Source organism: Mameliella sp. CS4 (genome assembly GCF_019392335.1).
Lineage (GTDB): Bacteria > Pseudomonadota > Alphaproteobacteria > Rhodobacterales > Rhodobacteraceae > Antarctobacter.
Window position 1 is genome coordinate 25,653 of the sequence record NZ_JAHXRQ010000037.1, and the last position, 8,803, is coordinate 34,455.

The window sequence follows — 8,803 nt, forward strand, 5'->3', positions numbered from 1 at the left end:
ATCTCCTGTTGCTTAATTCGGGGTGACGACAACGCCCCAGGGCTGTTGTCCGACCTGGACCGACTTGATCGCCTTTTCGGCCTTCACGTCGATCACGGTGATGTCGTTGGAATTGCCGTTGGTGGTCAGCAGGTATTTTTCGTCCGGCGTAAAGGCCAGCTGCCAGACCCGCTGGCCGACAATGATATAGTCGAGCACCTCCAGGCTCTCTCCGTCGATTACCGCGACGCGGTTGGCCGGGCCCAGTGCGACGAAGATACGATTGCCATCCTGCGTGACCTTGACCCCGACCGGTTGCAGCCACTCGGGCAGGACGCCGGGCACCTCGAATTCGATCTTGGTCACCAGCGTCGGCGCGCCGTCGGGGGCGATGTCCATCACGCTGACCGTGCCGCCGATTTCCGACGAGACAAACAGACGTTTGCCATCCGCCGTGTACTGGGCGTAGCGCGGGCGCTGATCGACCAGCACGTTATGTTTGATCTTGTAATCGCTGGTGTCGATGAAATGGGCCATGTTGGTGGTCTCGGAGGTGTTGACCACCCATTTCTCATCCGGGCTGATGCCCATGCCCTCGGGTTCCACGCCCACGGGCACCTCTGCCAGCACCACGCCCTGTTCCGTGTCGGTCACGGTCACCAGGTTGTCATCCTCGTTGGCGATATACAGATGCTTGCCGTCGCTGCTGATGACGAACAGTTCGGGGTCGGGGCCAGAGGGCAGCGTGCCGATCTCTTTATAGGTCTCGGTGTCAAAGACCCGCACCAGGTTGTCGTCCGAGGCGCAGACATAGAGTTTCGTCCCGTCCGGGCTGATGGTGATGCCGCGCGGGCGGTTGCCGCCGGGAAACTCGGTGATGACCTCCCATGTGTCGGTGTCGACCACGGTGATCGTGTTGCCCCGCTCGTTCGAGACGAAAGCCTTGTTGGCCAACGCGGGCGTCGCCGCCAGCAGAGCGAGGGCCAGGGTAAGGGGGCGGGAAACAGAACGCATTTTCATGACGGAAACTCCGGTCAGTTGAAGGCCGAACAGGCAGATTCGGGCCGGTCCAGCCCAAGCGTGTCCAGCGGAGAGACCCGGTGCAGGAACCCGTCCTGCGGGCTGACGCTGACGGTGATCATGCCGTCGTACAGAAGGATCGGCTGGCGCAACTGGCCGTTCCAGTTGCGGAACGTCACCTTTTGCCCCTTGAAGGCCGCCAGCTCGAAATCATCCGACAGGGCATAATCGCGGAGGGCCATTGCATCGTCGGTGCTGGCCCGTGTCACCGCCTCGCCCACCACGCGCAGCGCCAGCCAGACGTTGTAATCCTCCGGTTTGACATAGCGCCCGGTGAGCGCCTCGAACCGGGTCTGGAACTGGGTCGCGCCCCAGGCCTCATGCGCGGCGTGAAAGGTCGTCGGCCACAGACCGGCAGAGCCCATGACGGGCCGGGGCGACCAGTGGTGATAGCCCAGGTAACGCGCGAAATAATCACTCGCATCGGCGGCAATCAGCAGGTCGTGCCCCTCGGCGCCTTGGGTGAAGACCGGCAGTTGCCGCTGTACCAGCACATGCCCGGAATCGGTGCGCCGCGCGCCGCCGGTGTCCTCGAATGTCTTTTCGTCGGTGATCTTGGCGCCGAACTTGCGCGCCGCCTTGCGATAGGCCTCGGCCAGTTCGATGTCCGCCGGGTTGGACCCGGAGACCAGGAACCAGCGTTTCCACTGTTTCCAGACCGCGAATTGCGCCACCGCGTCGGCCATCATCGCGTTGGACGGCGCGATGTGCAGCAGGTTGCCCCGGCACTCCTCGTCGCGCAGCGCCACGCCCGGCGCGCTTGCGTTCAGCACCAGCGCCCCCGCCTCTGCCGCGCGGTCGGCCAGCCGCAGCAGATCCGCATCCCGCGCCAGCACCACGATCAGGCTGATCCCCTGCCCCAGGATCTCGTCCAGCGCCGCATCGGCGCCCTCCGGGGCGGTGGCCTTGTGGATCGTCTCGTAGGTGTGGCCCAGGAACCGGCCCGTGGTGCCATTGTCCTCATCCGCCAGCATGGCCCCGGCAAAGCCCAGGTCCTCGGCCCGCAGGTCATAGCGCGAGATCGGCAAGAGCGTCTCGTAATCCACCCGCAGCACCGCCGCGCGCAGGTCCAGCGCCAGCGCGCCAGAGGCCCCCAGCACGGCAAGAACAGCCGCCAGAAGCGGCATCAGAACATATCGCACTTTCTCCTCCCTTCGGCCCGTTCTTTCGGTTGCGGGCGCTGTGCCGGAGCCTTCCAGATCGCCGCTGATCCGGCGACCGATACCTTTGGCGCGGTTGTATACCAAAGCCTACCAACTACACTTTGTCGCACTATTCTTATTTTCTAAGAACGGTGCCATGCGACTGATAACGCTAATTTTTCTTCTGATGACCGCCGGGGCCGCCACCGCAGGGGAAAAGGTGGCTTTCTTCGGGCTGACCCTGCTGGACACCTCTTTGCAAACGGCAGAGACCGGCGACCACGGAGAGCGCGCGCGCCTTGCCATGCTGGAGCAGATGGTGCGCGAGAGATTCGCCGAGGAAGGCTATGAACTGCTTGACCTGGCCCCGGTTCAGGACAGCCTCGACCGGATCGTGAACCCGGCCAAATGTTACGGCTGCGACACCCGGATGGCCACGAAACTGGGCGCCGATTACGCGCTGGTGGGCGAGGTGCAGAAGGTCTCGAACCTGATCCTGTCGATGAACCTGCAGATGCGCGACGCCACCACGGGCAAGATGGTCAAGGGCCGCGTCGTCGACTTTCGCGGCAACACCGATCAGTCCTGGAGCCGCGCCATGCGCTACATCCTGAAGACCGCGTTTTTCATTAGGGAGGAAAAATGAAACGACGTCTGTTCCTTGTGGCCTGTGCCGCGATCATGGCGCCCGGCCTTGCGCTGGCGCATGGGCCGACCCGGCAAAAGATCACCGTGACGACCGAGGTCGCCGCCCCCCCGGCAGAGGTCTGGGCCGCGATCGGCAATTTCCAGGACATGAGCTGGCACCCGGCGGTGGCGTCCCAATCCGGCGAGGGAGGCAACGCGATCGACGCCACCCGGCAGCTTTACCTGTCTGACCAGGGCGCCGAGGGGCCGATGATCTCGGAGATCCTGTATAAATTCAGCGACGAGAAGATGAGCTATTCCTACCGCATCACCGACGTTGCGGTCGAGGTGCTGCCCGTCACCAATTATTCCAGCCACCTGACGGTCAAGCCGCTCGACGGCGGTGGCTCTCTGGTGGAATGGCGCGGCGCCTTTTACCGCGGCTACCCGAACAACGACCCGCCCGAGGAATTGAACGACGCGGCCGCCATCGCGGCGGTCACGGCTGTCTACCAGGCCGGGCTTGATGCGCTGGTGGAACGGTTCGGTGCGCCCGGTTCGTAACCTTGTCCTGGCCCTGCTGTTGCTGGCGGGGCCGGCCCTGGCCGACACGGCCTATGTCACCTGCCAGAACGGCGAGGTGCTGAGCGTCCTCGACCTCGACAGGGGCGAGGAACGCGCCCGCTGGCCCCTGCCCGGCAAACCCGCTGGCATCGCCGTGGGCGCGGGCGCGGTCTTTACCGTTTCCCCCGATGACAAGACGGTGCGCCGCCTCTCGCCCGACACGGGCGAGGTCCTGTCCCGCGTCACGCTGGACGGCGGTCCCATCGGCGCGGCGCTGGACGCGGGGCGCGACCGGCTGTTCGTCTCGGACTGGTACAATGCCCGGGTCTGGGTGCTGGACAGCGCCACACTGACCGTCACAGCCGAGCTGACCACAGGCGCCGCCCCCGCAGGGTTGGCGATCTCGCCTGACGGTGCCATTCTGGCCTCTGCCGACCGCGACGCCGACCAGGTGTCGCTCTTCGATGCGGAAACGCTGGAACTGCGGGCGCGTGTCCCCGTGGGCATCCGCCCCTTCGGGTTGCGCTTTGCCCCGGACGGGCGGCTGTTTGTCGGCAATGTCGGCAGCGACGACGTGACCGTGATCGACCCGGCGCAGGCCGAGGTGCTGGCCACCCTCCCCGTTGGCGCCCGCCCCTATGGCGTCGCCTTTGCGCAGGGCCGCGCCTTTGTCACCAATCAATACGCCGACACGGTCAGCGTGATCGCGCTGGACACGCTGGCGCCCGCCGGGCTGATCGAGGTGGGCGAATACCCCGAGGGCATTGACACGACGAAGGACGGCCAGCGTATCCTCGTCGCCAATTGGTTCGAGAACACGGTCAGCGTGATCGACGCCACGACGCTCAAACTGATTGCCGAGATCGACACGGGCGACGGCCCGCGCGCCTTTGGTGAATTTGTCATGACGGAGGATTGAGATGATCCGATACGGCCTTGCCGCGCTCCTTATGGGCGCAACCGCCCTGCCCGCCCTTGCGGGAGACTCCTGGGACCAGATCCGCGACGAACTCTATGGCGCCCGCACGCTGCTGGACGGCGCGCAGCTGATCGCGCTGGACGTGCCCTATCGCACGCCAAACGACGCCCGTACCCAGATCGCCGCGCATGTGATTGCGCCCGGCGACGGGCAGATCGCCCGCGTCTCTGTCATCCTCGACGAGAACCCGATGCCGGTCTCGGCGGTTTTTGCGCTGGACAGCCCGCAAGAGAGCTTTTTCTTTGACGTCACCATGCGCGTGAACGGGCCGACACCGCTGCACGTGGTGGCCGAAACCAGCGACGGGCGCCTTTTCGTGACAGAGGCTTTCGTCAAGACCTCCGGACAGGGGGCCTGCTCTGCTCCGCCGGGCAGCGACCCCAAAGAGGCGCTCAAGACGCTGGGCAACATGGCGCTGAGCGTGGCCGACGCGGACACCGCCCGCGACCGGCTGGCGGGGCTGTCGGCGCGGCTGCGGCAGCTGGATGTGGACATCTCGCACCCGTCGCATTCGGGGATGCAGATGGACCAGATCTCTCTGCTGTTCATCCCGATGCGCTATGTCGAGGATCTGGAGATCGACCTGGACGGCGCGGGCTATGTCGGTGTGACCGGCTCGATCTCGCTGTCGGAAAACCCGCGCCTGGGTGTCTCCATCCCCGCGCGCACGCGGTCGGTGGACGTGACCCTGACCGACACCAGCGGCACGGTGACCCACGCGCACAAGTCGCTGGCGGGGTATTGACTCAGGGCTGCGGTTCCAGCGGTGTGACCCGTTCCAGCGGGTAATCCCAGAGCGCCCAGCCGTCCGTCCCCTCGGGCAGCCAGTAGACGGTCTCATACCCCCAGTCGAGCGCGCGCTTGGCGGCGTTCCAGCTCATCCAGCAGTCTTCGAGGCAGAAGAACAGCACCGGCCGGGCCCTGTCGCCCCCGGTCGCCTGCTCCAGCCCGCGCCGGAAATACTCTGCCGTCACATCGGCAATCGCGCCATAGCCCACGTTCGGCAGCCAGAGCGCGCCGGGGATGCTGTCACGCGGCTTGTCGCGCCAGATCGTGCCCTTGGGCAATCCGGCGGGTTTCGGGGCCTGCGGCAGCACGTCGATGAAGGCGGCCCCGCCCGAGGTCCACAAGTCATACGCCGCCTCCGGCCCGACCACGATCCCGCCTTGCAGGGTGGCGGGCACGGGCGCGCGGTAGTGGTCCATGCGATAGCCCTGCGGTTCCGGCACGGTCTGGGCGCAAAGCATCCCCGGCAGCACCGCCAGCGCGATCACCGCCAGGGCGCGTCTCATTGTGTGACCTCGATCACCTTGTCGCCCAGGTCGGAAATCAGCGGCACCCCGGCCTCGGCCAGCAGGGCGTCGATTTCATCCTGATGGCGGCGGATCAGCGAGTTCAGCTTGCGTTGCCAGACCTTCTCGCCGTTCCGGACACCCATCGTGATGCGATAGAACATCTTGGGCGGCAGGGTTTCGTTCAGCAGCGGAATGACCGTCATGCCCGGGTAATCGGACTTGACCAGCGGCCCACCGATGGGGCCCCAGATCACCGCGCCGTCGATCTCTCCGGACTTGAGGTCGTCCAGCATGTCGATGGCGGGGTTTTCATGCCGCCGGTCGACCACCAGGTGATAGGCTTTCGCCTTGCCGATCAGACCGTTGCGGGCCATGTGCGTGGCCGGCGGGCTGCCCGCGATCACACCCAGTTTCAACCCCTTGAGCCGATCGTCGGCCAGCCCCTCGACCCCGGCCAGCGGGCCGTCCTCGGGGACGATCAGCACAAAGGCGGAGGTCAGGTAATGGTTGGTGTTCAGGACCAGTTCATGCCCCTGGGCATAGCCCACCACAAGGTCGCATTTCTTGGCCTTCAGCGTGTTGCGGATAAACCCGGTGGCCATCGGGTACCAGGTATAGGTCACCGGCAGGCCCAGCTTGTCGCCGATCAGTTCGGCCAGGGCGTTTTCATAGCCGGTGCCGTCCCGGTTCGACATGGGCGAATTGGCCGGGTCGGCGCAGACCCGCAGTGCCGTTTTCGACACCAGGTCAGAGGTCTGGGCCCGCCCCACCTCGGCGGTGAGGGGCAGGCCCAGTAGGGCCAGCGCCAGGGCGCCGGCAAGATCAGCCCATACACGCATCTTCCATCTCGCGCACTAGGTCCGATTTGGGTTCTTTCTTGGACGGGCGTCCGCGCGGGACGGCATCCATGCCGCGGGCGGCCAGGTAGACGTAGATGTCGTTGAGGTAACACATCACGTTCGGGTTGTCGCCGAAGTGGGGCATCACCGAATTGCCGTTCTTGCGACCGTTCACGACCACGTCGTAAAAGTCGTAATAGCCCATGTGCACGGCGGAATTCTTGATCTTCGGCGCATAGGTCGAGCCTTCGCCGTCGGGACCGTGGCAGACGTGGCATTCCGCGTGATAGCGGCGGAACCCGGAAAAGGTCGGCCAGTCCACTGTGCCATCGTCCTGCACGTTGTAGGTCACGATGTCTTCGGCGTTGTAATAGATCCCGTCGTCATCATAGGCGGCGTCGAATTCGCCTTCGTGTTTGGCGGGGTCGACCGGCTGGTCGCTCCAGCTCTGGGCCAGGCCCATCACGGGCAAAAGCGCACAGGCCGCAGCGGAAAGAAGGGTTCTGGATGCGGTCGGCATCATGTGGTCTCGCCTTTCGGATATGTCGTTGTCGGGGGCACCGGCGCAGTGCGGATCTGCGCCGGCCCCTGTCATGTCGCGCGGATCAGTCCGGCAGGGCAAAGACGGTCAGCTGGCCGCCCAGGGCGGTGTAATCGCTGAGGGCCGAATAGCCGCCCACGGCGCCAAGACCGTCGTTCGGGTTGGTCAGGCCAGCCGCAAGGCCGATCCCGGCCCAGCCGCCGACACCCGAGAGAACGGCGACATACTGCTTGCCGTCACGCTCGTAGGTCATCACGTTGCCGATGATGCCCGAGGGGGTCTTGAACTTGTACAGCTCGTCGCCGGTATTGGCGTCGATCGCCTTCAGGTAACCTTCGAGCGTGCCATAGAACACCACGTCACCGGCGGTTGCCAGGGCACCGGACCAGACCGAGAACTGCTCGGGGATGGACCACTTGATTTCACCCTTGAGGTTGTCCCAGGCGATGAAGTTGCCCATGCCGCCGTGGCTGTCGGGTGCCGGGTACATCGCCAGCGTCGCACCGACATAGGGCTGACCGGCGGTATAGGCCACGCGGAACGGCTCGTAGTCCATGCAGACGTGGTTGGTGGGCACGTAGAAGGTTTCCGTGCGCGGCGAATAGGCCGCCGGCTGCTGGTCCTTGGAGCCAAGCGCCGCCGGGCAGATCCCGGTCGAGTTCACGTCCTCGCCGTTGTACTCGGTCGAGTATTCGGCCACCACGGCCGGACGGCCATAGGTGTCGGACTCGGGGTCCATGTCGACGCCGGTTGTCCAGTTCACCACCGGGTCGAACTTCTCGGCCACCAGCAGCTCGCCCGAAACGCGGTCAAGCGTGTAGCCCAGGCCGTTCCGGTCAAAGTGGGTGAGCAGCTTGCGCATTTCGCCGTCGATTTCCTGGTCGGTCAGGATCATCTCGTTGACGCCGTCGTAATCCCACTCGTCATGCGGGGTCATCTGGTAGACCCATTTCGCCATGCCGGTGTCGATGTCACGCGCCATGATGGTCATGGACCAGCGGTTGTCGCCGGGACGCTGGGCGGGGTTCCAGGTCGAGGGGTTCCCGGTGCCGTAGTAGACCAGGTTTTCCTCCATATCGACCGCGTACCAGCCCCAGGTGGTGCCGCCGCCGATCATCCACTGATCGCCTTCCCAGGTGTTGATGCCGGAATCGGGGCCCACGGGCTTGCCCAGGTGGGTGGTGTTTTCCGGATCCATCAGGATGTCGGAATCCGGACCCATCGAGTAGGCGCGCCACTCTTGTTCGCCGGTTTCCATGTTGTAGGCGGTCACATGGCCGCGGACACCGAATTCACCGCCCGAGATGCCGACGATCACCTTGTCTTTGACCGGCAGCACCGTTGCGGTGTTGGTCTCGCCCTTGGACGGATCGCCATTGATTGCTTCCCAAAGCACTTCGCCGGTGTCCGAATCCAGCGCGACAACCTTGGTGTCGGCCTGGTGCAGGAAGATCTTGCCGTCGGCATAGGCCACGCCGCGGTTGACCGTGTCACAGCACATCACCGGGATCACGTCCGGGTCCTGCTTGGGCTCGTAACGCCACTTGATCTTGCCCTCGTCGGCCAGGTCCAGCGCGTAGACGATGTTGGGGAAGGGCGTGTGCACGTACATCGTGTCGCCCACCACCAGGGGCGAACCCTCGTGGCCGCGCAGGACGCCGGTCGAGAAGGTCCAGGCAACCTGCAGGTCGTCGACGTTGTCCTTGTTGATCTGGTCCAGATCGGAATAGCGCTGGTTTTCGTAGTCGCCGGTCTGG

Annotated in this window: 10 protein-coding genes; 4 read left to right on the forward strand and 6 right to left on the reverse strand. The window is 65.0% G+C overall.

Translation table 11 applies throughout. The features are described from left to right. Positions 1-12: 12 nt before the first annotated feature. Positions 13-993: a YVTN family beta-propeller repeat protein gene (locus KZZ07_RS24900; RefSeq protein WP_219519063.1), complete on the reverse strand. Its 981-nt coding sequence runs from the start codon at positions 991-993 to the stop codon at positions 13-15. Positions 994-1,013: 20 nt separating this feature from the next. Next, positions 1,014-2,186, reverse strand: coding sequence for an ABC transporter substrate-binding protein (locus KZZ07_RS24905; protein ID WP_219519066.1), 1,173 nt, complete (start codon positions 2,184-2,186; stop codon positions 1,014-1,016). 172 nt (positions 2,187-2,358) lie between these two features. On the opposite strand from KZZ07_RS24905, the gene KZZ07_RS24910 reads away from it, so the two are divergent. Genes KZZ07_RS24910 through KZZ07_RS24925 form a run of 4 tightly spaced genes read left to right on the forward strand, consistent with a single transcriptional unit; the run spans position 2,359 to position 5,116 of the window. Next, the gene (locus KZZ07_RS24910) at positions 2,359-2,847 is read left to right on the forward strand and encodes a DUF3280 domain-containing protein (protein WP_219519027.1); all 489 of its coding nucleotides are present in this window, start codon (positions 2,359-2,361) and stop codon (positions 2,845-2,847) included. Next, positions 2,844-3,392 (forward strand): SRPBCC family protein, encoded by a 549-nt coding sequence (locus tag KZZ07_RS24915; protein WP_219519029.1) that lies wholly within the window; start codon positions 2,844-2,846, stop codon positions 3,390-3,392. The genes KZZ07_RS24910 and KZZ07_RS24915 overlap by 4 nt, the downstream gene beginning before the upstream one ends. Beyond that, the gene (locus tag KZZ07_RS24920; RefSeq protein WP_255564582.1) at positions 3,355-4,311 is read left to right on the forward strand and encodes a YVTN family beta-propeller repeat protein; all 957 of its coding nucleotides are present in this window, start codon (positions 3,355-3,357) and stop codon (positions 4,309-4,311) included. The genes KZZ07_RS24915 and KZZ07_RS24920 overlap by 38 nt, the downstream gene beginning before the upstream one ends. A 1-nt stretch (position 4,312) precedes the next feature. After that, positions 4,313-5,116, forward strand: coding sequence for a quinoprotein dehydrogenase-associated SoxYZ-like carrier (locus tag KZZ07_RS24925; protein ID WP_219519032.1), 804 nt, complete (start codon positions 4,313-4,315; stop codon positions 5,114-5,116). 1 nt (position 5,117) lies between these two features. Here the strand turns inward: KZZ07_RS24925 and KZZ07_RS24930 are convergent, their stop codons facing one another. From KZZ07_RS24930 to KZZ07_RS24945, 4 genes are all read right to left on the reverse strand, one after another. Then, positions 5,118-5,663 carry a PQQ-dependent catabolism-associated CXXCW motif protein gene (locus tag KZZ07_RS24930; protein WP_219519035.1) on the reverse strand — a complete coding sequence of 182 codons (546 nt, stop codon included), beginning with the start codon at positions 5,661-5,663 and terminating at the stop codon, positions 5,118-5,120. Beyond that, positions 5,660-6,505: a substrate-binding domain-containing protein gene (locus tag KZZ07_RS24935; protein WP_219519038.1), complete on the reverse strand. Its 846-nt coding sequence runs from the start codon at positions 6,503-6,505 to the stop codon at positions 5,660-5,662. Before KZZ07_RS24935 ends, KZZ07_RS24930 begins: the two co-directional genes overlap by 4 nt. After that, positions 6,489-7,025 (reverse strand): c-type cytochrome, methanol metabolism-related, encoded by a 537-nt coding sequence (locus tag KZZ07_RS24940; RefSeq protein WP_370631254.1) that lies wholly within the window; start codon positions 7,023-7,025, stop codon positions 6,489-6,491. The genes KZZ07_RS24935 and KZZ07_RS24940 overlap by 17 nt, the downstream gene beginning before the upstream one ends. A gap of 85 nt (positions 7,026-7,110) precedes the next feature. After that, the coding region (locus KZZ07_RS24945) for a methanol/ethanol family PQQ-dependent dehydrogenase (protein WP_219519058.1) at positions 7,111-8,803 on the reverse strand (1,693 nt) is incomplete at its 5' end.

What these genes read in the sequence shown, in the direction of transcription:
- KZZ07_RS24900 (WP_219519063.1), bottom strand. Translation starts at nt 993, where the DNA reads ATGCGTTCTGTTTCCCGCCCCCTTACCCTGGCCCTCGCTCTGCTGGCG.
- KZZ07_RS24905 (WP_219519066.1), bottom strand. Translation starts at nt 2,186, where the DNA reads ATGCCGCTTCTGGCGGCTGTTCTTGCCGTGCTGGGGGCCTCTGGCGCG.
- KZZ07_RS24910 (WP_219519027.1), top strand. Translation starts at nt 2,359, where the DNA reads ATGCGACTGATAACGCTAATTTTTCTTCTGATGACCGCCGGGGCCGCC.
- KZZ07_RS24915 (WP_219519029.1), top strand. Translation starts at nt 2,844, where the DNA reads ATGAAACGACGTCTGTTCCTTGTGGCCTGTGCCGCGATCATGGCGCCC.
- KZZ07_RS24920 (WP_255564582.1), top strand. Translation starts at nt 3,355, where the DNA reads ATGCGCTGGTGGAACGGTTCGGTGCGCCCGGTTCGTAACCTTGTCCTG.
- KZZ07_RS24925 (WP_219519032.1), top strand. Translation starts at nt 4,313, where the DNA reads ATGATCCGATACGGCCTTGCCGCGCTCCTTATGGGCGCAACCGCCCTG.
- KZZ07_RS24930 (WP_219519035.1), bottom strand. Translation starts at nt 5,663, where the DNA reads ATGAGACGCGCCCTGGCGGTGATCGCGCTGGCGGTGCTGCCGGGGATG.
- KZZ07_RS24935 (WP_219519038.1), bottom strand. Translation starts at nt 6,505, where the DNA reads ATGCGTGTATGGGCTGATCTTGCCGGCGCCCTGGCGCTGGCCCTACTG.
- KZZ07_RS24940 (WP_370631254.1), bottom strand. Translation starts at nt 7,025, where the DNA reads ATGCCGACCGCATCCAGAACCCTTCTTTCCGCTGCGGCCTGTGCGCTT.